At 69.7% G+C, this 21631-nt stretch carries 17 protein-coding genes; 8 read left to right on the forward strand and 9 right to left on the reverse strand.

Annotated features, from left to right (window positions below; genetic code table 11):
* Window positions 1-299 precede the first annotated feature (299 nt).
* The 3 genes from C5O79_RS23490 to C5O79_RS23500 all read left to right on the forward strand — a co-directional run bounded on the left by C5O79_RS23490 (window position 300) and on the right by C5O79_RS23500 (window position 4026).
* Window positions 300-1886, forward strand: a complete 1587-nt coding sequence (locus C5O79_RS23490; protein WP_131931794.1) for a trypsin-like peptidase domain-containing protein — start codon at window positions 300-302, stop codon at window positions 1884-1886.
* A gap of 227 nt (window positions 1887-2113) precedes the next feature.
* On the forward strand, window positions 2114-3325 hold the full coding sequence (locus C5O79_RS23495) for an MFS transporter (protein WP_131931796.1): 1212 nt from the start codon (window positions 2114-2116) through the stop codon (window positions 3323-3325).
* 161 nt (window positions 3326-3486) lie between these two features.
* Window positions 3487-4026: a DUF4303 domain-containing protein gene (locus C5O79_RS23500; protein ID WP_047849836.1), complete on the forward strand. Its 540-nt coding sequence runs from the start codon at window positions 3487-3489 to the stop codon at window positions 4024-4026.
* Window positions 4027-4089: 63 nt separating this feature from the next.
* On the opposite strand, the gene C5O79_RS23505 is transcribed toward C5O79_RS23500, so the two are convergent.
* From C5O79_RS23505 to cobA, 7 genes are all read right to left on the reverse strand, one after another.
* Complete coding sequence (locus tag C5O79_RS23505) at window positions 4090-4788, reverse strand: fumarylacetoacetate hydrolase family protein (RefSeq protein WP_047849837.1); 699 nt, start codon at window positions 4786-4788, stop codon at window positions 4090-4092.
* 125 nt (window positions 4789-4913) lie between these two features.
* Window positions 4914-5855, reverse strand: a complete 942-nt coding sequence (locus C5O79_RS23510; RefSeq protein ID WP_046548001.1) for a helix-turn-helix transcriptional regulator — start codon at window positions 5853-5855, stop codon at window positions 4914-4916.
* Window positions 5856-5974: 119 nt separating this feature from the next.
* Window positions 5975-6769, reverse strand: a complete 795-nt coding sequence (locus tag C5O79_RS23515; RefSeq protein ID WP_131931798.1) for a YkgJ family cysteine cluster protein — start codon at window positions 6767-6769, stop codon at window positions 5975-5977.
* 60 nt (window positions 6770-6829) lie between these two features.
* The gene (locus C5O79_RS23520) at window positions 6830-7429 is read right to left on the reverse strand and encodes a uracil-DNA glycosylase family protein (RefSeq protein WP_124472087.1); all 600 of its coding nucleotides are present in this window, start codon (window positions 7427-7429) and stop codon (window positions 6830-6832) included.
* Between the two features lie 119 nt (window positions 7430-7548).
* Window positions 7549-8601: a CmpA/NrtA family ABC transporter substrate-binding protein gene (locus C5O79_RS23525; protein WP_046547998.1), complete on the reverse strand. Its 1053-nt coding sequence runs from the start codon at window positions 8599-8601 to the stop codon at window positions 7549-7551.
* 5 nt (window positions 8602-8606) lie between these two features.
* Complete coding sequence (locus tag C5O79_RS23530; RefSeq protein WP_047849841.1) at window positions 8607-9203, reverse strand: ANTAR domain-containing protein; 597 nt, start codon at window positions 9201-9203, stop codon at window positions 8607-8609.
* Between the two features lie 156 nt (window positions 9204-9359).
* Window positions 9360-10130 carry a uroporphyrinogen-III C-methyltransferase gene (gene cobA / locus C5O79_RS23535; protein ID WP_046548554.1) on the reverse strand — a complete coding sequence of 257 codons (771 nt, stop codon included), beginning with the start codon at window positions 10128-10130 and terminating at the stop codon, window positions 9360-9362.
* A gap of 666 nt (window positions 10131-10796) precedes the next feature.
* Between cobA and C5O79_RS23545 the strand changes: the two genes are divergently transcribed.
* Genes C5O79_RS23545 through C5O79_RS23560 form a run of 4 tightly spaced genes read left to right on the forward strand, consistent with a single transcriptional unit; the run spans window position 10797 to window position 19331 of the window.
* Complete coding sequence (locus C5O79_RS23545; RefSeq protein WP_046547996.1) at window positions 10797-12122, forward strand: MFS transporter; 1326 nt, start codon at window positions 10797-10799, stop codon at window positions 12120-12122.
* 21 nt (window positions 12123-12143) lie between these two features.
* Window positions 12144-14741, forward strand: a complete 2598-nt coding sequence (nirB, locus tag C5O79_RS23550) for a nitrite reductase large subunit NirB (protein WP_046547995.1) — start codon at window positions 12144-12146, stop codon at window positions 14739-14741.
* 38 nt (window positions 14742-14779) lie between these two features.
* Window positions 14780-15127, forward strand: a complete 348-nt coding sequence (nirD, locus tag C5O79_RS23555) for a nitrite reductase small subunit NirD (protein ID WP_046547994.1) — start codon at window positions 14780-14782, stop codon at window positions 15125-15127.
* A gap of 16 nt (window positions 15128-15143) precedes the next feature.
* The gene (locus C5O79_RS23560) at window positions 15144-19331 is read left to right on the forward strand and encodes a bifunctional nitrate reductase/sulfite reductase flavoprotein subunit alpha (RefSeq protein ID WP_122476058.1); all 4188 of its coding nucleotides are present in this window, start codon (window positions 15144-15146) and stop codon (window positions 19329-19331) included.
* Window positions 19332-19373: 42 nt separating this feature from the next.
* On the opposite strand, the gene C5O79_RS23565 is transcribed toward C5O79_RS23560, so the two are convergent.
* Both C5O79_RS23565 and C5O79_RS23570 read right to left on the reverse strand, forming a co-directional pair.
* Window positions 19374-20150 carry an SDR family oxidoreductase gene (locus C5O79_RS23565; RefSeq protein WP_046547992.1) on the reverse strand — a complete coding sequence of 259 codons (777 nt, stop codon included), beginning with the start codon at window positions 20148-20150 and terminating at the stop codon, window positions 19374-19376.
* A 4-nt stretch (window positions 20151-20154) separates the two neighbouring features.
* Window positions 20155-20592: a heme-binding protein gene (locus C5O79_RS23570; RefSeq protein WP_122476056.1), complete on the reverse strand. Its 438-nt coding sequence runs from the start codon at window positions 20590-20592 to the stop codon at window positions 20155-20157.
* A 106-nt stretch (window positions 20593-20698) separates the two neighbouring features.
* On the opposite strand from C5O79_RS23570, the gene C5O79_RS23575 reads away from it, so the two are divergent.
* On the forward strand, window positions 20699-21613 hold the full coding sequence (locus C5O79_RS23575; RefSeq protein ID WP_122476054.1) for a LysR substrate-binding domain-containing protein: 915 nt from the start codon (window positions 20699-20701) through the stop codon (window positions 21611-21613).
* Window positions 21614-21631: the final 18 nt, after the last annotated feature.

The following is a 21631-nucleotide window of genomic DNA, read 5'->3' on the forward strand; positions in this document are numbered from 1 at the left end:
GTCATGAACATGCGAACTGGATCGGTGACGACCGTCGTCGCTCCGGCTGCTTTCGCTACAGGAGCCGGACGCTCTCGTGCGACGGATGACAATCGGACTTGTGCGGATTGACGAACCGCGCACTTTGTTCGAAACGAACGCCGTCGCGGCTCCGCACTCGCCGCGCCGCCGGCATTCGGGTTTCGATTCGTATGTTCGAACAGGCCGCGTGGACTATAAATGGATGGGTGTACCGGGCCTTGTCGAGCGCCTGCGCGTCTCGCGCATGTCGGCGCCTTGACTCCCGGGGGAGGTGCACCGTGGTTCGCCAGACGCTTGCTCGCGCCGTGCTTCGCACCGCGTTGATCGGGGGCGTGTTTGCCGGCTGTTTGCCGGCCCCGCCGGCCGCCCTTGCCGGCACCCTCTCGCCGCCCGTCACGCCGCACACCATGAAGCAACGGCCGGCTGCCGCGCCTTACGCGATGCCGGTCGATTTTCCGGCGATCGTCGACCGCTACGGCCCGGCCGTCGTGACCGTCATGACCGCCGCACCCGACCAGCAGGCCAGCGGCCCGTCGTTCGCGATCCTCGATCCCGACGATCCGCTCGCCGCGTTCTTCCGGCACGACGCGCCGCCGCCCGCGCAAGGCCCGCAGGGGCAAGGCCAGCAAGCACAGGTACCGGCACCCGACGCCGCACCGCGCGCGGTATCGGGCAGCGGCTCGGGTTTCATCGTCAGCGCCGACGGCCTGATCCTCACCTCCGCGCACGTGGTCGACGATGCGACCGACGTGACGGTGCGGCTCACCGACCGACGCGAATTCAAGGCGACCGTGCTGGCCGTCGATCCGCAAAGCGACGTCGCGGTGCTGCGGATCGACGGGAAGAAGCTGCCGTTCGTGCGCGTCGGCGATTCGTCGAAGGTGCGCGCGGGCGAACCGGTGATGACGATCGGCGCGCCGGACGGATCGGGCAACACGGTCACCGCCGGCATCGTCAGCGCGACATCGCACCGGCTGCCGGACGGCAGCGCGTTTCCATTCTTCGAAACCGACATCGCGCCGAACCCCGACAACTCGGGCGGCCCCGTGTTCAATCGCGCGGGCGACGTGATCGGTATCGCGGTGCAGGTCTATACGGGCACCGACCGCTACGCGAGCACGACGTTCGCGATCCCGATCGCGTTTGCCGCAAAGGTGCGGGCGCAACTGCAGAAGCAGATGCAGGCGCAGGCGCGGCAGTCCCAGGCGCCGGGCGAGTCGTCCTCCGGCAACGCGATCGGCGTCGACGTGCAGGATGTCGGCATGGGGCTGGCCGCGGCATTCGGGCTGCCGCGTCCGGCGGGCGCGCTCGTCAACGGCGTCGCACCCGGCTCGCCGGCCGCCGCGGCCGGGGTGAAGCCCGGCGACGTGATCGTGAAACTGGGCGACAAGACGATCGGCCGCTCGGCCGAACTGAATGACCTGGCCGCCGCGCTGCCGCCCGGCCAGAAAGCGCCGCTGCGGCTGATCCGCAACCGCGCGCCGATGATGCTGACGATCACGGGCGCCGGCGAGGCCGGCGGCAACGCGGATGCGACCGTCGGCATGGCCGCGCCGAAGGCGGCTGCACGACCGGGGGCGGGCGCAGCGGCTGCCGACGGCGGCGACCGCCTCGGGCTGACGATGCATGCGCTCAGCGACGATGAGCGCCGCTCGACCGGGCTCGCGGTCGGGATGATGGTGGACGCGGTGCACGGCCCGGCAGCCAAGGCCGGCATCCAGCCGGGCGACGTCGTGCTGGAGCTCAACGACACGCTGCTCGAGACGCCCGATGACATACCGACGCTCGAAGCGAACGGCAGCGTGATCGCCGTGCTGATCCAGCGCAACAACGCCCGGAGGTTCGTGTCGGTGCATGCGCGGTAGGGCGTTGACGCGCCCGGCATCGTCCGCCTAACATCGTCCGATATCGCACGCAGTCAGCCAGGCCATCAGGAGCCATCCGGCATGAAAGCAGCAATCTTCTTCGTAGTAGTCCACAGGCGCAGGGTCCGGTAGCGGCACCGCGCCGGCACCCATGCGCCCCCGACTCGTTCGGGGGCTTTTTTTTGCATTGCGCACGGCCATGCGGCACGTGCATGGAGGGCATCCGCTTGCAATCGAACCTGCCGGTCGCTTCCGAACGGGCGTCGCCGAGACTCGCGACGCTGATCCTGCTGTGCGCGTGCTCGGTGCTGCCGCTGAGCCTGTTCCTGCCGTCGCTGCCGGCCATCGCGCGCGACCTGCGCGCCGACTATGCACTCGTCGCGTTGTCGCTCGGCGGCTATGCGGCGGTGGCCGCGTCGCTGGAGTTCGTGATGGGGCCGCTGTCGGACCGGTTCGGGCGGCGCCCGGTCGTACTGGCGAGCGTCGGCGTATTCGCGCTCGGCTCGCTCGGCTGCGCGATGGCGACCGACATTCGTGCCTTCCTGGCCTGCCGGCTGATGCAGGCGGCGATCACGTCGGTCTATCCGGTGTCGATGGCGACGATCCGCGACACCGGCGGCGGTGCGCGCGCGGCGAGCCGGATCGGCTATGCGGCGATGGCGGCCGCGTTCGCGCCGATGCTCGGCCCGACGCTCGGCGGCGCGCTCGACCAGACGTTGGGCTGGCGCGCGAGCTTCTGGCTGCTCGGCGCGGTGGGCATTGCGCTGTTCGTCTGGTGTGCGTTCGACCTCGTCGAAACCCATGCGAACCGGGCGTCGACCCTCGCGCAGCAGCTTCGCGCTTATCCGGCGCTGCTCCGCGCGCGCCGTTTCTGGGCCTATGCGCTCTGCATGGCGTTTTCGACCGGCGCGTTCTACGCGTTCCTGGCCGGCGCGCCGCTCGCCGCGCAATCGGTGTTCGGCATCGCGCCGGCGGCGATCGGTTTCTACATGGGGACCATCACGGCCGGCTTCGTGTGCGGCAGTTTCCTGGCCGCGCGTTACGCGCGCCGCTACGCGCTGGCCACGACGATCCTGTTCGGACGGGTGGTCGCGTGCGCGGGGCCGTTGATCGGCCTCGCGCTGATGTTCGGTGGGGCGACGCAGGCGATCGCCTGGTTCGGGCCGTGCGTGCTGGTCGGCATCGGCAACGGTCTGAGCAATCCCGGGGCGCACGCCGGTGCGGTGTCGGTGCGCCCGGAACTGGCGGGCAGTGCGTCGGGGCTGGCCGGCGCGATGACGATCGCCGGTGGCGCCGCGTTTTCGTCGCTGACGGGGGCGGTGCTGACGGCAGGCAACGCGGGCTACGCGCCGCTCGTGATGATGCTGCTGTCGGCCGCGCTCGCACTGGCGGCGGCCGTCTGCGTACGCGGGTTCGATGCGCGCGACGCGGGGCGGTGAACGCAGGCGCGCGGTATCGCCGTCCGGAGCAGGGCATGCGGGCGGGCACCGCTACCGTGCCATGAGCGATTGGCGGACAATCGGTCGATTATCAGGAGACGACGACCCCGCCGCGCGCCGAGCATGCTCCGGCGCGAGAAGGGCGACTGGACGAGGATGCGATGAGCGACTTTTCTGATTTCCAGCGAGACATTGCCGACGCCGCGAGAGCGACATTCAGGGCGCTGCGGGCGCATCATCCGGACGAGCGTTTCTATGCGTTCGCGCTGTATACCGACAGCGGCGCGATGACGGTGGTGCCGGCAGCCAATTCGATCGAGGGGCTGCGCCGGATCCGCGAGCAGCAGGCCGTCCCGGATGACGACCCGTGGTATGCGTGGGGCTTTTCCGAATGGGCGTACGCGGCGGCGGAAGCGTCGCCGTTCAATGCGATCTGCGGCAAGCTTGCCGACGACGTGCTCAGCCCGCAGTTCGTCCGGTCGAGATTCCCGGAATTTTCGCGGCAACTGCACGCCGACATGATCGCGGCGTTGCGCCTGCTCGACCGCGAAGGCTTGTTCGGCACGGGCGACGAAAGGGCGGCGATCACGCTGTTCGTGTCGATCAGCGACGACGATGCTGCCGAGGCGCTGGAAAACGAATCGGCGAAAGCGCTGAATCCTCCGGCCGTCGCCGACGCATTCCTGCGCCGCTACGGCTGACCGAAATCGGGATAGCGCACGGCGGCCCCGCGCAGGCGGCCGCCGTGCGTGCTGCGTGACGGCTTACGGCTTCGCGCCCACGACGAATTCGAACGTCGCGACGCCGTCGACGCCGCCGGTGACGCGATCGCCAGGCTGCAGCGCACCGACGCCCGCCGGCGTGCCGGTGAAGATCAAATCGCCGGCCTTCAGCTCGACCGAACGCGACACATACGCGATGACGTCAGGCACGGCCCAGATCATGTCGGCCAGGTCGCCTTGCTGGCGCGAGTCGCCGTTGACCGCGAGCCAGATACGGCCCGTCGCCGGGTGGCCGGTGGCCGATGCCGCACGCAGCGCGGTTACGGGGCCCGATGCGTCGAAGCCCTTCGCCCAGTCCCACGGACGGCTCAGCTTCTTTGCTTCGGCCTGCAGGTCGCGGCGCGTGAGGTCGACGCCGACGCCGTAGCCCCATACGTGCGACAGCGCGTCGGCCGGGTCGATCGACCGGCCGTCCTTGCCGATCGCGACGACCAGCTCGATTTCATGATGAAGGTCGTTCGTCAGAGGCGGATAGGCGACGGTGCCGCTGGCCGGGACGATCGCATCGGCCGGCTTCGTGAAGAAGAACGGCGGTTCGCGGTCGGGATCGGCGCCCATTTCGCGTGCGTGGTCGGCGTAGTTGCGGCCGACGCAGAAGACGCGGCGCACCGGAAAGCGCGCGGACGACTGGTCGACTTCGACGGAAGGACGCTCGGCAGCGTCGATGACATATGCGGACATCGGATGGCCTCGTTCGATAGGAAGACGGATGCCGCGCCCGTGCGGCGCACGGGCCGGCATGCGTGCAACGATACCCGACCGCCGTGCGGCCGGATGCGACGCAACTGCGTTTTACCGGGACAAAACTACGCGTCGGCCGCCGCCGGTGTGTCGTCGCCGTCCGGCAGCGCGGCGTTCGCGTCGCGGTATGCCTTCGGCGATACGCCGACCCGCGCACGGAAGCGCCGCGCGAAATACCCTTCGTCGCGGAAGCCGACCGAGCGTGCGATATCCGCGATGCGCCGGCTGGTATGCGCCAGCAGCGACTGCGCGAGCGCGATCCGGCGCTCGGTCACGAGATCGGTGAACGTGCTGCCGGTTTCCTTGCGGACCAGGTGCGCGAGGTAGTTGGGCGACAGGAACGCGGCCTCGGCGGTCGCGGCGAGCGTCAGGTCTTCGCGGGTCAGGTTGGCGCGCACGTGCCGCAGCACGCGCGCGAGCGCGTCGCGCCGGCCCGCGCGCTGGGCGCCGCGCTGCGCGAGCTTGTCGAGCGCACCCGCATACTGCGTGCAGACGAGCCCGATCAGCTGCAGCAGGTAGCCGCGCAGCAGCGTGGTCGAGCCGAACGTGCGCACGCGATCGGTGTCGAGCATGCACAGCGCGAGGCGGCGCGCTTCTTCGTAGGTGTCGCCGGTCAGGATGAAGTCGAGGTGTTCCTGGAAGCGGAACGGCGTCAGCTCGGGAAAGCGGTGCGCGGGCACGTCCTCGAGATCGAGCGGGTCGACGTCGAGATCGGCGCGCAGGAACGCCTGGCTGAAGTTGATCACGATGAAGTGCGCGCCTTCCGGATGCGGGATCAGGTGCTCGCGGTGCGGCAGCACGAACGCGAGCGCGCCGCGCGGAAACGGCCGCGTGACGCCGCCGATCCGCTGTTCGGTGTCGCCGCCGAGATTGAACTGGATCTGGAAATACGCGTGCCGGTGCGGTTCGGTGATCGCCTGGCGCGACGCCTGGTCGCGGATATAGAAGTCGAGCCGGTCGCTGCGTTCGGGCATCCCGTACAGGCGCGGCGGGGCGATGGAGGGCATGAAGGATTCTGCTGTTCGTGACGCGGTTGAGCCGCGATGGTACAGCGAACCGGGCGCGGCGGCGATCTGTGCGGCTGGACGGCTTCGCCCGGTATCGCTCGCGGCGTGCCGCGGAGCAATCATTCGTCCGGATGGAAGCCGAGATAACGGGCGTGCGGGTGGCCGCTACCGGTACGCTGGCTTGCCGCGCCGACCGACACGAGTGCATTCAACGTCGACGTACGGTTCGACACCAGCGTCCACGCGATGGCGTCGTCGGCATTGGCCGGGGCCGACTCCGACGCGCGCTGCGTCGTCAAAGCCGTCAGCGCGGCGAGCAGCGTGGCGGCCGGCGGCGCATGGACCGCGAACCCTTCATTGGCCACCGCCGCCGTATCGATCCCCAGCACCGCGCACAACCGCGCTCGCAGCGGCGTCTCGGCTTCGCTCGCCGCACGCGAGCGCGCGATGTTCTCGCGGGTGGCCGCGTCGACGATCGTGCCGCCGCGGACGAACGGCGCCTGCTGCCACGCGTCGGGCGTGCATTGCTTGCCGTCCGGCACCAGCGGCACGAACGGATTCACTTCGGCCGGATAGATCCGGCACACGAGCGGGCGCTCGTCGTAGATCGCGCAACGCAGGTCGTCGCGCAGGTTCGGGCACGGCCCGGCATGCGCGGCAGTGAGCATGACCGTGATGCGGACGGGCAGCGAGCCGCTGAGCGCGGCGGTCGAGCGCACGCGCTTGTACGCGGCGAACGCGTCGTCGGGCTCGGGCTCGACGACCCACGGCATCGCATCGCACAGCAGCTCCACGTGGCCGCCGCGCTGCAGCCACGCGATAGCCTCGTCGATCGTCAGCGGAATGCGCAGGTCGCGGCAGCATCCGCCGCAGCCGTTGCAGGCAAAGTCGAGGTCGGTGGGGGTGTCGTTCATGCTCGATTCGGTACGGGTAACGGGGTGTCGTGAAGCATCGCGACGTGGCAGCGGTTTCGTTTACCGAGTGAGCAAAGGCGCGACCCGGCGCCGCAGCTCGGGCACGACCTCGGCGTCGAACCACGGGTGGTGCTTGAACCACGCCTGATTGCGCGGCGACGGATGCGGCAGCGGCAGCACGTCGGGGCCATAGCCGCGCCAGGCGTGCACGGTGTCGGTCAGCGTGGCCTTGCGCGTATCGCGCAGGAAATGCCGCTGCGCGTACTGGCCGATCAGCAGCGTGAGCCGGATCGACGGCAGTTCGGCGAGCAACCGGTCGATCCACAGTGACGCGCATTCGGGGCGCGGCGGGTTGTCGCCGCTGGCGCCGCGGCCCGGGTAGCAGAAGCCCATCGGCACGATCGCGAAGCGGGTCTCGTCGTAGAACGTGCCGGGGTCGACGTCGAGCCAGCCGCGCAGCCGTTGGCCGCTCGCATCGTCCCACGGAATGCCGCTCGCGTGGACGCGTGCGCCCGGCGCCTGCCCGACGATCAGGATGCGCGCGTCGCGATGGGCCCGCACGACGGGGCGCGGGCCGAGCGGCAGGTCGGCTTCGCAGGCACGGCACGCGCGGATTTCGGTGAGCAGCACGTCGAGCGGCGCGCGCGTGGGTTTCGGCATCGAATCGGGGACGGAGTGGTGGTCATGCGGCGTCGCCCGGGGCCGCGTGCCGGGCGCCGGCAGGCGGCCCGGACAGGCGTGGCGCGGGCGCGCACGCCGCCTGCATCAAGCGGCGCGCATCACGCCTGCGACAGGCCCGGTGCGCCGCTTTCGGCGACGGCAGCATCATACAACGCGGTTTGCGCGATCGCTCGGGCGATCCCCGCGTCGTCGTGCGCCCCGTCGAGCATGCCCCAGCGCCGGTATTGGGACAGGAACCACTCGCCTTCGCGCGGATCGGGGCGGTTCACGGCGCCGCCGTCGTGAAAGCGGATCGGCAGCGGCGGCACGGCGAACGGGCCCGAGCCGTAGTCGCCGAGCAGGCGCGGCGCGATCAGCCGGGCCGGCACGCCGAGCGCATCGGGTGACGCCAGCCAGTCGGCCGCCTCGCGACGGTGCGCGGCGCTGTCGAGCCACGCGCAGGCATCGACGAGCGTGCGGATCAGCGCGCGGGCCGTGGCCGGGTACAGCGCGACGAAATCGCGCCGGGCCGCGAGCACCTTCTCCGGATGATCGGGCCAGATCTCGCTCGTGACGGCAACGGTCCGCCCCGCGCCGCACGCCTCGGCCACGGCATGCCACGGCTCGCCGGCGCAGAAGCCGTCGAGTTCGCCGCCGGCGAGCGCGGCCACCATCTCGGGCGGCGGGATCACGACGCTGCGCACGTCGCGCAGCGGATCGATGTCGTGCGACGCGAGCCAGTGGTTCAGCCACATCGCGTGCGTGCCGGTCGGGAACGTCTGGGCAAGGAGCGGCTTGCGGCCGAGCGTCGCGAACGCGTCGCGCACACTGCCGCCGGCGCGATATGCGTCGGCGAGGCCGCGCGACAACGAGATCGCCTGGCCGTTGCGGTTCAGCACCATCAGCGCGGCCATGTCGGCCTGCGGGCCGCCGATGCCGAGCTGCAATCCGCAGACGAGCCCATACAGCGCATGCGCGGCGTCGAGCTCGCCGCTCAGCAGCTTGTCGCGCACGGTGGCCCACGACGGCTGGCGGCTGAGTTCGAGCGTGAGGCCGTGCCGTTCGCCGAGGTTCAGGCGCTGCGCGACGATCAGCGGGGCCGCGTCGCTCAGCGCGACGAACCCGAGGCGAAGATGCGCGCGTTCCGGCGTGGTGGCAGAAGAGGTATCCATGGCATTCATGACTGGGGTGACGCGTCGAGCAGTTGCCGCGCGACGTCGACGATGCGCAGGCCCTGATTCATCGCGCGCTTGCGCAGCGCCGCGTAGGCGTCGTGTTCGGACAGCTTGCGCTCATCCATCAGCAGGCGCTTCGCGCGGTCGATCAGCTTGCGCTCCGCGAGCTCGCGCTCGACGTCGGCGAGCCGGCGGCGCAGCGCGTCGTCGTGCGAGAAGCGGGCAAGCGCGACTTCGAGAATCGGCGCCAGGCGTTCGGCCGACAGCCCTTCGACGAGATAGGCGCTGACGCCCGCGCCGACCGCCGCGCGGATCAGCGACTGGTTCGAGTCGTGGCTGAACATCAGCACGGGGCGCGGTGCGGTGGCATGCATCACCGCGAGCTGCTCGAGCGTGTCGCGCGACGGCGAATCGGTATCGATGATCACGACGTCGGGATGCTGCTCCTCGACGGCAGCCGGCAGGCGCGCGGGCGTCGCGACGTCGTTCAGCATCTCGTAGCCGAGGTGCGCGAGCGCGTCGCCGAGCTCGCCGATCGGCTTGTCGGTGTCGGTGACGAGCAGCACGCGCAGGCGGGCGGAAGAAGCAGGCGTATTCATGACGCGGACGGCGATGAAAGCGTGGCGCGATGGCCGGAACGGGGGCGACGGCTCCGGGCGCACATCGCGTCGATGTCGCGCGCGGCGGCCCGGCCGCCGGTGCGGCTGTCTTCATGATCGGTGGTGGGCGGCCGGTGCCGCGTGGTGTCGCGCATGTTACGCGGCCCGGGACAAGGCGGTTTCGATCGCGGCGCCCGCGTCCGGCACGTGCTGCACGGCCGCTTCGCCGATCGCGCCGCCGACGAGGATCACGGCCGGGCTGCCGAGGCGCGCTTCGTCGATGCCGCGCGCGAGATCGCCTAGCGTGCCAATCCAGCAGCGTTCGTCGGGCGTGCCGGCCCATTGCACGGCCGCAGCCGGCGTCGAGGGCGACAGCACGGCGAGCAGGCCGGCGGCAATGCTGTCGACGCGGCTCATGCCCATGTAGATCGCGAGTGTGGTGCCGGTCGCCGCGAGACGCGCCCAGTCGGGCTCGCCGTGGTCCTGACGGTGCGCGGTGACGAACGTGACGCCGTGGCAATGCTCGCGATGCGTGAGCGAGATGCCGAGGCTCGCGGCGGCCGCGAAGCCCGACGAGATGCCGTTGACGATCTCGACCGGAATCGCGGCGGCGCGCAGCGTCGCGAGTTCTTCGCCGGCGCGCCCGAACAGCAGCGCATCGCCGCCTTTCACGCGCACCACGTGCGCACCGCGCAGCGCGTAGCGGCGCATCAGCTTCTCGATGAATGCCTGCGGCGTGGAGCGGCAGCCGCCGCGCTTGCCGACGCGGATCACGCGTGCCTGCGGAGCGAGTTCGACGATGCCCGGTGCGACGAGATCGTCGAGCAGCAGCACGTCGGCAGCGGCCAGCGCCTTCACGGCCTTCAGCGTGAGGAGATCGGGATCGCCGGGGCCGGCGCCCAGCAGCGTGACTTTGCCTGTCGTCATGTCGTGTTCCTGTGCCGCCTGCATGGGGCGGTCGATAGCGCATTGTCTTGCGCGGCGGCGGCGGGCGGTCGAAACGCACCGGCATCCGGCCGTGCCGCGCACGGAGGGACGCCGTTGTCCTGATCGGCCCGCCGGAATGACGGGCATGGTTTGCGGGGACTGCCCACCGGCGCCGTTGCCGGTGTCATGCAGCGGATTCAGCAATATCCGGGCCAACCGGCACGACACGTTGCGCCGGTGCGGCGGGAACGGTGAGCATCGTGCCAGCGCGCTGGCCCCGTGCATGCATGCGGCCGCCGCGCGCGGGCAGCCGCAATGCCGTATCGGCGTGCATCGCGCACCGTCGGCGCGCACCGCGATGTCGCACGGCGACAGTGCTGCAGCGCACCACATCTGTGCTTCGCTGCATCACGGCGCATCGTGGGTCGCGTGGCATCGGGCGTCGGAAAACGCCCGATGCGCCTTGCGTGGCGGGGCCGCGGGCTCGATTCGCTTCGACATGGCACGGCGTTTGCGTCAGGGGGTTCGGGCGGATCAATGGCGATTCGTCCGGCAGTACCGATTACAGACGCGCCCGGCAACGGGCTTCATGGGCAACGGCGTCCTACGCATCGGGTCTCGACGAGACCGGGTGCGCAGGACGCCGTTTTTCGTTTGGCGGATGACATGACCGACAAAGCTACCCGTATCGATCTCTTCAGCTTCCGCACCGCGCCGATGCGCGCGTTCCACCTGACGTGGATGGCGTTCTTCGTATGCTTCTTCGCGTGGTTCGCGTGCGCGCCGCTGATGCCGCTGATCGCACGCGAATTTCACCTGACGGCCGCACAGGTCGCCAACATCAATATCGCGGCGGTGGCCGCGACGATCGCCGTGCGGCTGCTGGTCGGCCCGCTGTGCGACCGCTTCGGCCCGCGCCGCGTGTACGTCGGCCTGTTGCTGCTCGGCGCGATCCCCGTGTTCGCGGTGTCGTTCACGCACGACTACCTGTCGTTCCTGATCTGCCGGCTCGGCATCGGTGCGATCGGCGCGGGCTTCGTGATCACGCAGTACCACACGTCGGTGATGTTCGCGCCGAACGTGGTCGGCACCGCGAACGCGACGACGGCCGGCTGGGGTAACGCCGGCGCAGGCGCGACGCAGGCGCTGATGCCGCTGCTCGTCGCCGCCGGCCTGATGCTCGGCTTCGGCGAGGATTCGTCGTGGCGCATCGCGCTGGTCGTGCCGGGCGCCGCGATGCTCGTGATGGCCTGGGCGTACTGGCGCTTCACGCAGGACTGCCCGCAAGGCGACATCCTCGCGCTGCGCAAGGAAGGCGTGACGGTCGACAGCGGCAAGAAGGGCGGCTGGGCGAGCTTTTTCGCGGCCTGCGGCAACTATCGCGTGTGGATGCTGTTCGTCACGTACGGCGCGTGTTTCGGCGTCGAGGTGTTCATCCACAACATCGCCGCGCTGTACTACGTCGATCACTTCAGCCTGTCGTTGAAGGACGCCGGTTTCGCGGTCGGCCTGTTCGGGCTGCTCGCGCTGTTCGCCCGCGCGCTCGGCGGCTGGCTGTCCGACAAGATAGCCGCGCGTCGCAGCCTCGACGTGCGCGCGATGCTGCTGTGCGCGCTGATCGTCGGCGAAGGGCTCGGGCTGATCTGGTTCTCGCATGCGCAAAGCATCGGCATCGCACTCGTCGCGATGCTCACGTTCGGCCTGTTCACGCACATGGCCTGCGGCGCGACCTACGCGCTGGTGCCGTTCATCGACCGCAAGGCGCTCGGCGGCGTGGCGGGGATCGTCGGCGCGGGCGGCAACGTCGGCGCGGTGGCCGCGAGTTTCCTGCTGAAGGGTGTTGGCGACGTGCAGCACACGCTGAGCCTGCTCGGCCTGGCCGTCACCGCGACCGCGCTGTGCGCGATGGCCGTGCGCTTCAGCGAAGAGCACAAGGCGCGCGAAGCCGAGCTGCGCGACCGCGCGCTGGCTGCCAGCGGCGTTGCGAACTGATCGACCGAAGGAAACGTCACCATGAAACTCATCGTCATCGGCCACGGCATGGTCGGCCACAAGTTCCTCGAATGCATCGCGGCGGAAGCGGGCGCCGCGGGCGCGCTGCAGGTCACGGTGCTCGGCGAGGAGCCGCGCCCGGCCTACGACCGCGTGCACCTGTCCGAATTCTTCGCGGGCAAGTCGGCGGACGACCTGTCGCTCGTCGAACCCGGTTTCTTCGAGCGTCATCCGCAGTTCGACCTGCGCCTGAACGCACAAGTCGCTTCGATCGACCGCGCCGCGCATACGGTCACGCTCGTATCCGGCGAAACGCTCGCGTACGACAAACTGGTACTCGCGACGGGTTCGCGCCCGTTCGTGCCGCCGATGCCGGGGCACGATCGGGACGGCTGCTTCGTGTACCGGACGATCGAGGACCTCGAAGCGATGCAGGCGTGCGGCACGCATGCGAAGCGCGGGGTGGTGATCGGCGGCGGGTTGCTCGGCCTCGAATGCGCGAAGGCGCTGCGTGACATGGGGCTCGATACGCACGTCGTCGAATTCGCGCCGCGGCTGATGGCCGTGCAGGTCGACGACGGTGGCGGCCGCATGCTGCGCGCGAAGATCGAGGCGCTCGGCGTGACCGTGCATACGGGCAAGAACACGCTCGAGATCGTCGATGGCGAGGAAGGTACGCACCGGATGGCGTTCGCCGACGGCTCGCACCTCGACGCCGACATGATCGTGTTCTCGGCCGGCATCCGCGCCCGCGACGAACTGGCCCGCGCATGTGGCCTGGAAATCGGCCCGCGCGGCGGCGTCGCGATCGACGACGCATGCCGCACGAGCGACGCCGACATCTACGCGATCGGCGAATGCGCGGCCTGGAACGGCATGGTCTACGGCCTCGTTGCCCCCGGCTACGACATGGCGCGCGTGGTCGCGAAGCAGCTTGGCGGCGATGCGAACGGCCAGGCCGAGGCCGCATTCGCCGGCGCCGACATGAGCACGAAGCTGAAGCTGATGGGCGTCGACGTCGCGAGCATCGGCGACGCGCACGGCACGACGGCCGGCAGCCGCACCTACCAGTACGCGGACGAGCGCCGCCAGGTCTACAAGAAGCTCGTGGTGTCCGACTGCGGCAAGTTCCTGCACGGCGCGGTGATGGTCGGCGATGCAGCCGAATACGGCACGCTGCTGCAGATGATGCTGAACCGCATCGAGCTGCCGGAGTCGCCGGAATTCCTGATCCTGCCGTCGTCGGACGGCGTCGCGAAGCCGGCGATCGGCGTCGAGGCGCTGCCGGCGGCCGCCCAGATCTGCTCGTGCAACAACGTGTCGAAGTCGCAGATCTGCACGGCGGTCGCCGACGGCGCGACGAGCCTCGGCGCGCTGAAGACGTGCACGGGCGCCGGCACGTCGTGCGGCGGCTGCGTGCCGCTCGTCACGCAGATCATGAAGGCCGAGATGAAGAAGCAGGGCCTCGCGGTCAACAACCACCTGTGCGAGCACTTCCCGCATTCGCGTCAGGAGCTGTTCCACCTGATCCGCGTCGAGCGCATCACGACCTTCGACGAGCTGCTCGCGAAGCACGGCCACGGCCTCGGCTGCGACGTGTGCAAGCCGGCGGTGGCGGGCATCCTTGCGTCGTGCTTCAACGAATTCGTGCTGAAGAAGGAGCACGCCGGGCTGCAGGATTCGAACGACTACTACCTCGCGAACATCCAGCGCGACGGCACGTACTCGGTCGTGCCGCGCATGCCGGGCGGCGAAGTCACGCCGGAAGGGCTGATCGCGGTGGGCCAGGTCGCGCAGAAGTACGGGCTCTACACGAAGATCACCGGCGGCCAGCGCGTCGACCTGTTCGGCGCGCGCGTCGAGCAATTGCCGTCGATCTGGGAAGAACTGATCGCCGCCGGCTTCGAATCGGGCCACGCGTACGGCAAGGCGCTGCGCACCGTGAAATCGTGCGTCGGGTCGACGTGGTGCCGCTACGGCGTCGACGATTCGGTCGGCCTCGCGATCGATCTGGAAAACCGCTACAAGGGGCTGCGCGCGCCGCACAAGATCAAGTTCGGCGTGTCCGGCTGCACGCGCGAGTGCGCGGAAGCGCAGGGCAAGGACGTCGGCATCATCGCGACCGAGAAGGGCTGGAACCTGTACGTGTGCGGCAACGGCGGGATGAAGCCGCGCCACGCGGAACTGCTCGCGTCCGATCTCGACCGTCCGACGCTGATCCGCTACATCGACCGTCTCCTGATGTTCTACGTGCGCACCGCCGACCGGCTGCAGCGCACCAGCGTGTGGCGCGACAACCTCGAAGGCGGCCTCGACTACCTGATCGACGTCGTCGTGCACGACAAGCTGGCGATCGCGGCCGAACTCGAAGCCGACATGCAGCACGTGGTCGACACCTACGAGTGCGAATGGAAGAAGGCCGTGACCGACCCCGACACGCGCAAGCGCTTCCGCCACTTCGTGAACAGCGACGCGCCCGACTCGACCATCGAATTCGTCGAGACGCGCGGCCAGATCCGGCCCGCGACGCCCGGCGAACGCGCGGGCGGCAAGCCCGTGCCGATTCCCGTCGTGGCTGTAGGCGCGGCGCAAGCCGCCACCGAACCCGCTACCGTTTGACCGTGACCGACACCAGCGTCTTTTCCAAGGAGTCCATCATGAACGATCGTCTTCCGCTGTCCTGGACCCGCGTGTGCCCGCTCGACGACATCGTGCCGAATACCGGCGTGTGTGCGCTCGTCAACGGCGAGCAGGTCGCGGTTTTTCACGTCGCGCATGCCGAAGCCGGCGGCGTGTTCGCGATCGACAACGTCGATCCCGTGTCGCAGGCGGCCGTGATGTCGCGCGGGCTGATCGGCAGCCTCGGCGAGCGCGTCGTCGTCGCGTCGCCGCTGTACAAGCAGCATTTCGACCTGCGCACCGGCGAATGCCTCGAGGCGCCCGAGCAGTCGGTGAGCGCGTATCCGTCGCGGGTCGAGGACGGTTTCGTGTGGATCGCAGCCTGACCGCCCCGGAGCGCGCATGACCGCCACCCCCGTCAAGAGCGTGTGCCCGTACTGCGGCGTTGGCTGCGGGATGGTGCTGCACGTCGAGGAAGGCGAAGTCGTCAAGGTGTCCGGCGACGCCGACCATCCGACCAACTTCGGGCGGCTGTGCACGAAGGGCTCGTCGGCGCACGTCGCGCTGCGCCGCTCGGGGCGGCTCGACCGCGCGTTCGTGCGCCGCGCGCGCGAGGATGACCTGGTGCCGCTGCCGGCCCGCGACGCGATCGCCGACACCGCGCGCCGCCTGCGCGCGGTGCTCGATACGCACGGGCCCGACGCGCTGTCGTTCTACGTATCGGGGCAGATGTCGATCGAAGCGCAATACCTCGTCAACAAGCTCGCGAAGGGCTTCGTCGGCACCAACAACATCGAGTCGAACTCGCGCCTCTGCATGGCGAGCGCGGGCACCGGCTACAAGCAGTCGCTCGGCGCGGACGGCCCGCCCGGGTCGTACCAGGATTTCGATCGCGCGAACCTGTTCTTCGTGATCGGCGCGAACATGGCCGACTGCCACCCGATCCTGTTCCTGCGGATGATGGATCGCGTGAAGGCCGGCGCGAAGCTGATCGTCGTCGATCCGCGCCGCACCGGCACGGCGGACAAGGCCGACCTGTTCCTGCAGATCCGGCCGGGCACCGATCTCGCGCTGACCAACGGGCTGCTGCACCTGCTGCATGCGAACGGCCGCACCGATGCCGCGTTCATCGATGCGTACACCGAAGGCTGGGACGCGATGCCCGCGTTCCTCGCCGACTACACGCCCGAGCGTGTCGCGGAAATCACCGGGCTCGCGGAAGCCGACCTGCGCACAGCCGCGCAGTGGATCGGCGACGCGCAGGAGTGGATGAGCTGCTGGACGATGGGGCTCAACCAGAGCACGCACGGCGTGTGGAACACCAATACGATCTGCAACCTGCACCTCGCGACGGGCAAGATCTGCCGCCCCGGCAGTGGTCCGTTCTCGCTGACCGGCCAGCCGAATGCGATGGGCGGGCGCGAGATGGGCTACATGGGCCCCGGGCTCCCGGGCCAGCGCTCGGTGGCGTCCGACGACGATCGCCGTTTCGTCGAAAACTTGTGGCGCGTGCCGGCCGGCACGCTGCGCACGGAGACCGGGCAAGGCACGGTGGACATGTTCTCGCGGATGGCGGCCGGCGACATCAAGGCCTGCTGGATCATCTGCACGAACCCGGTCGCCACGGTGCCGAACCGGCAGAACGTGATCGCGGGGTTGCAGGCCGCCGAGCTCGTGATCGCGCAGGATGCATTCCTCGACACCGAGACCAACCGCTATGCGGACATCCTGTTGCCGGGCGCGCTGTGGGCGGAAGGCGACGGCGTGATGATCAACTCCGAGCGCAACATGACGCTGATGCGCGCGGCGGTCGCGCCGCCGGGCGACGCGCTGCCCGACTGGCGCATCGTCGCGGAAGTCGCACGCGCGATGGGCTTCGGCGATGCGTTCGACTATGCGTCGGCGGCCGACGTGTTCGACGAGATCGTGCGCTTCTCGAATCCGGCGACCGGCTACGACCTGCGCGGCGCGAGCCATGCGGCGCTGCGCGACGGGCCCGTGCAGTGGCCGGTCGCGCCGGGCACCGCGCGCGAACGCCACCCGATCCGCTACCTGAACGACGGCGTGAGCCAGACGCTGCGCCCGGCCGCCGACGGCAACGACGCGCCGCGCGTCGCGTTCCCGACGCCATCGGGCAAGGCGCGCTTCTTCGCGCGGCCGCACGTCGATCCGGCCGAGCTGCCCGACGATACGTTCCCGATCGTGCTGAATACCGGGCGACTGCAGCATCAATGGCACACGATGACGAAGACGGGCAAGGTCGCGATGCTGAACAAGCTCAACCCGCGCCCGTTCGTCGAGCTGCACCCGGACGATGCGAGCGCGCTCGGCATCGCCGCGAAGGACAGCGTCGAGATCCGTTCGGCGCGCGGCCGCGCGGTGCTGCCGGCCGTCGTGACCGAGCGCGTGCAGCGCGGCAACTGCTTCGCGCCGATGCACTGGAACGACGTGTACGGCGACGAGCTGTGCATCAACGCGGTGACGAACGACGCGATCGACCCCGAATCGCAGCAACCCGAACTGAAATACTGCGCGGTCGCGCTGCGGCGCGTCGAGACCGATGCGTTCGCGTCCGCCGATGAAGAGACCGCGCAACCCGACGCCCACGCCGATGGCGCGCAGGCCGCGCCGGCGCTGGTGCAGGCGACTGCTTCACAGGAATCCGACATGGCAGACATCGACACTTTCGCGGCCGCGCTCGGCGTGGCCGACATCGCGCCGCCGCCGTTGACGGACACCGAACGGCTGTACGTGGCCGGCCTCGTCAGCGGGCTGAAGGCGAGCGCGGGCCGGCGCGAGGGCAGCGTGCCCGTGGTGCCGGCAGCCGCGCCGCTCACGCTGCCGGTTCGCTTCTGGCTCGACGGGATGCTCGCGGGGTTGTTCAGCCGTTCGGCGCCCGCTCGGGCACAGGACGGGTCGGTGCCGTCGTTGCCGGCCGATGCCGGCGCGTCCGGCGGCGTGCGGATCGTGCGCACGCGGCCGAAGGTCGTGCTGCTGTGGGCATCGCAGACCGGCAACATCGAATCGTTGACCGAGGATTACGCGACGCAGTTGATGAACGCGGGCTTCGAAATCCGCACCGCGTGCATGTCGGACTATCCGGTGGCCTCGCTCGCCGGTGCGCAATACGTGCTGCTGATGACGAGCACGTTCGGCGACGGCGATGCGCCCGACAACGGCAGCGAATTCTGGGACGCGCTGCAGGCCGGCAATGCCGCGCGCCTCGACGGCGTGCACTTCGCGGTGCTCGCGTTCGGCGATCGCAACTACGACCAGTTCTGCGGCCACGGCCGCCGGCTCGACGCGCGGCTCGCGGAGCTTGGCGCTGCGCGTCTCTGCGCGCGTGTCGATTGCGATGTCGAATTCCAGCGCGACGCCGACCAGTGGCTCGAACGCGTCGTCGCGCGGATCAAGGAAGCCGATGCGGCGCTGCACGCGGTGCCGACCGGCGGGATGAGCCCGTCGGGGTTGCTGCCGACGAAGGCGCATCCGGCGCCGTCGAAGCTCGTCGCGAACCTGCGGCTGAACCGTCCGGGCGCGGCGAAGGACACGCGCTACGTGTCGCTGTCGACCGAAGGCGCGAACCTCGAATACGAAACCGGCGACGCGCTCGGCGTGTGGCCGACCAACTGCCCGGAGCTGGTCGACGAGCTGCTGTCGGTCACCGCGCTGAAGGCCGATGCGCCGGTGTCGATCGCGGGTGTCGGCGACGTGCGCCTCGGCGACGCGCTCGCACGCCACTTCGACATCACGCGCCCGCATCCCGACACGCTCGCGTTCATCGCGTCGCGCAGCGCGAACGGCGCGCTGAAGTCGCTGCTCGGCGACGACCGCAAGAGCGACCTGAAGCAATGGCTGTGGGGGCAGCAGCTCGCGGACGTGCTGCACGAGTTTCCGGTCGAGCTGTCGGGCACGGAGCTGGTCGGGATGCTCAAGCGCATGCAGCCGCGCCTCTATTCGATCGCGTCGAGCCCGAGCGCGCACGAGGGCGAGATCCACCTGACCGTGTCGGCCGTGCGCTATCACAACGGCCGGCGCGCGCGCAAAGGGGTGGCGTCGACGTTCCTCGCCGATCGCGCGGACGACGGCCGCGTGCCGGTGTTCGTGCAGAAATCCGCGCATTTCCGGCCGCCGGTGAACGGCGACGTGCCGATCGTAATGGTCGGCCCGGGTACCGGCGTCGCGCCGTTTCGCGGCTTCCTGCACGAGCGGCAGGCGCGCGGCGCGCGCGGGCGCAACTGGCTGTTCTTCGGCGAGCAGCACGCGCAGACCGACTTCTACTACGGCGACGAGCTGGGCGCGATGCACGACAGCGGCTTCCTGACGCGGCTCGACCTCGCGTTCTCGCGCGATCAGGCCGACAAGATCTACGTGCAGGACCGGATGCGCGAGCAGGGCGCCGAGCTGTTCGCATGGCTGGAGGAAGGCGCGCACTTCTACGTGTGCGGCGATGCCGCGCGGATGGCCAAGGACGTCGATGCGGCGCTGAAGGCGGTCGTTGCCGAGCACGGCGGCATGTCGGACGAAGCCGCGAACGACTACGTCGCGCGGCTTTCGAAGGCGCGGCGCTACATGCGCGACGTGTACTGAACGCGCGAGCGGCGGCGTGCCGCTCGCCGCTCCGCCGGCAGGTTACTGCTGCCGCTCCCACGCACGCGCCTGTTCGGCGCGCACGAACGCTTCCGACGATGCCGGCAGCACATTGCGGAATGCGCCGCCGTCGCTGTCGATCACGTCGACCATCTTCGCGATCATTTCCTCCGGGTCGTGCTGTTCGAGCGGGAACGTCAGCCGCTCGGGCGTCACGGTATGCACGGCCGGATCGCGCCAGCGTCGCGTCGTTTCCATCATCCGGTCGTTGAAGCCCGTGCTGTACGGGCCGGGGTTCACCACCGCGACCTTGATCCCGTGCGGCGCGAGTTCCGCGTGCATCGCCTCGGCCACCGATTCGACCGCGTGCTTCGACGCGCAGTAGGCGCCGGTGAACGGCCCCGTGATCAGGCCCGCGATCGACGACACGAACACGATCTTGCCGTGCCGGCGCGCGAGCATGCCGCGCGCGATCTGCTGCGTGAGTTCGAGCGGCCCGAACACGTTGACGTCGAACAGCTCGCGCACGATCTCGACCGGCAGGTCGACGAGCGCGCCGGCTTCGCCCACGCCCGCATTGTTCACGAGCACGTCGACGTCGAGTTCGGCCGCGCGGGCGCGGTCGTGTGGCGACGTCACGTCGAGCTTGATCGCGCGCAGCACGGTGCCCCGCTGCGAGGCGGCAGCCGTCAGTGCGTCGATTTCCGCGGTGATGCGCACGCCGGCCGTCACGTCGTGACCGCGTTCGGCGAGGCGCAACGCGACTTCGCGGCCGAAGCCGGTGCCCGCGCCGGTGATGAGGATGCGTTTCTGTGCCATGTGCTTACCTTGTGAAGTGGAACGTTGCCGGAAAGCGGTCGCGGCAGTGCTGCGCGATCGCGGTGTCTTCGTCGACGCTGCCGCCCGAGACGCCGATCGCGCCGACGCAGCGCCCGTCGCTGTCGACGAGTGGTTCGCCGCCGCCGAACGTGACGAGCCCGCCGTGGCTGTGCTCGATGCCGCGCAGCGGGCCATCGCCCGACATCGCACCGAGTGCGCCGGTCGAGGCGCGGAAGCGGATCGCCGTCAGCGCCTTGCGTTGCGCGAGATCGATCGCACCGAGAAAGCAGTCGTCGGTGCGCGCGAACGCGAGCAGGTTCGCGCCGGCATCGACGATCGCGACGGCGATGCCGGCGACCTGCAGCGATGCGGCATGCGCCAGCGCCGCGTCGATCGTGCGGCGGGCGACGGTGAGCGGCAGTGCGGCGGTGAGCGGGTCCATGCGAGGCTCCGGTGGGACGACAGCGCCAGTGTAGGCGGTGGCGGTATATGGGAGAATCCGCATTCCGCTCGAAGGAGTTTCAAGTTTTTTTAATGACGGGAAGACGATGAGCAGACGCGATCCAATGGCCGGGCTGCACGTGTTCATGACCGTCGCGACGGCCGGCAACTTCACCCGCGCCGCGGCTGCCCTCGGCCTGACGCCGGCCGCCGTCAGCCTGGCGATCGGCCAGCTCGAAGGCGAGCTGAACGTGAAGCTGTTCAACCGCAGCACGCGCGGCGTGAGCCTCACGGAAGCCGGCCAGCGCTACTGGCGGCAGACCGAGCCCGCGTACCGGCAGGTCATGCAGGCACGCGACGAACTGAAGGATGCGCGCAGCGAGCCGAGCGGGTTGTTGCGCGTGACCGCGTTACCGCTGGCGCGAGCGCTCGTGATCGCGCCGGTGCTCGCCACGTTCCGCGAACGCTATCCGAAAGTCCGGCTCGAGATCCGCTACGAAAACGAGCTGGTCGATATCGCGAAGGACGGGTTCGATGCGGGAATTCGCCTGGCCGACAGGTTGCAGCCGGGCATGATCGGCGTGCGGATCGCGCCGGCGCTGACGTGTGCGCTGGTGGCGTCGCCCGGCTATCTGGCGCGGTATGGCGTGCCGGCGTCGATTGCCGGGCTCGAGCGGCATGCGTGTATCCGATTCCGGTTCTCGGAGAGCGGGCGCCTGCACAAATGGCTGTTGCGCGACGGGCAGCGCGACGTCGATCTCGATCCGGACGGCGTGTTCGTGACGAACGATGCCGACGGGGTGATCGACGCGGCGCGTGCGGGTGTCGGTATCGCGTTCGCGTTCATGCGCGAGCGGATCGAGCAGGACTTGCGCGACGGCACGCTCGTCGAGGTGCTGCCCGGCGCGTGCCGCAGGCTCCCGCCGATGTGGCTGTACTACGTCAATCGCAAGCACGTGCCGGCCAAGCTGCGGGCGTTCATCGACGTGCTGCGTGAGCGCGAAGGCGCGGACGACGCGTAGGCGCAGCGGCCTGCCGAC

It is taken from the genome of Burkholderia sp. SRS-25, from assembly GCF_004343765.1.
GTDB classification, from domain to species: Bacteria; Pseudomonadota; Gammaproteobacteria; order Burkholderiales; family Burkholderiaceae; genus Burkholderia; species Burkholderia contaminans.

What these genes read in the sequence shown, in the direction of transcription:
- C5O79_RS23500 (WP_047849836.1), top strand. Translation starts at nt 3,487, where the DNA reads ATGAGCGACTTTTCTGATTTCCAGCGAGACATTGCCGACGCCGCGAGA.
- C5O79_RS23530 (WP_047849841.1), bottom strand. Translation starts at nt 9,203, where the DNA reads ATGAATACGCCTGCTTCTTCCGCCCGCCTGCGCGTGCTGCTCGTCACC.
- C5O79_RS23510 (WP_046548001.1), bottom strand. Translation starts at nt 5,855, where the DNA reads ATGCCCTCCATCGCCCCGCCGCGCCTGTACGGGATGCCCGAACGCAGC.
- C5O79_RS23525 (WP_046547998.1), bottom strand. Translation starts at nt 8,601, where the DNA reads ATGGATACCTCTTCTGCCACCACGCCGGAACGCGCGCATCTTCGCCTC.
- C5O79_RS23520 (WP_124472087.1), bottom strand. Translation starts at nt 7,429, where the DNA reads ATGCCGAAACCCACGCGCGCGCCGCTCGACGTGCTGCTCACCGAAATC.
- cobA (WP_046548554.1), bottom strand. Translation starts at nt 10,130, where the DNA reads ATGACGACAGGCAAAGTCACGCTGCTGGGCGCCGGCCCCGGCGATCCC.
- C5O79_RS23570 (WP_122476056.1), bottom strand. Translation starts at nt 20,592, where the DNA reads ATGGACCCGCTCACCGCCGCACTGCCGCTCACCGTCGCCCGCCGCACG.
- C5O79_RS23560 (WP_122476058.1), top strand. Translation starts at nt 15,144, where the DNA reads ATGACCGCCACCCCCGTCAAGAGCGTGTGCCCGTACTGCGGCGTTGGC.
- C5O79_RS23515 (WP_131931798.1), bottom strand. Translation starts at nt 6,769, where the DNA reads ATGAACGACACCCCCACCGACCTCGACTTTGCCTGCAACGGCTGCGGC.
- C5O79_RS23575 (WP_122476054.1), top strand. Translation starts at nt 20,699, where the DNA reads ATGAGCAGACGCGATCCAATGGCCGGGCTGCACGTGTTCATGACCGTC.
- nirB (WP_046547995.1), top strand. Translation starts at nt 12,144, where the DNA reads ATGAAACTCATCGTCATCGGCCACGGCATGGTCGGCCACAAGTTCCTC.
- C5O79_RS23505 (WP_047849837.1), bottom strand. Translation starts at nt 4,788, where the DNA reads ATGTCCGCATATGTCATCGACGCTGCCGAGCGTCCTTCCGTCGAAGTC.
- nirD (WP_046547994.1), top strand. Translation starts at nt 14,780, where the DNA reads ATGAACGATCGTCTTCCGCTGTCCTGGACCCGCGTGTGCCCGCTCGAC.
- C5O79_RS23565 (WP_046547992.1), bottom strand. Translation starts at nt 20,150, where the DNA reads ATGGCACAGAAACGCATCCTCATCACCGGCGCGGGCACCGGCTTCGGC.
- C5O79_RS23545 (WP_046547996.1), top strand. Translation starts at nt 10,797, where the DNA reads ATGACCGACAAAGCTACCCGTATCGATCTCTTCAGCTTCCGCACCGCG.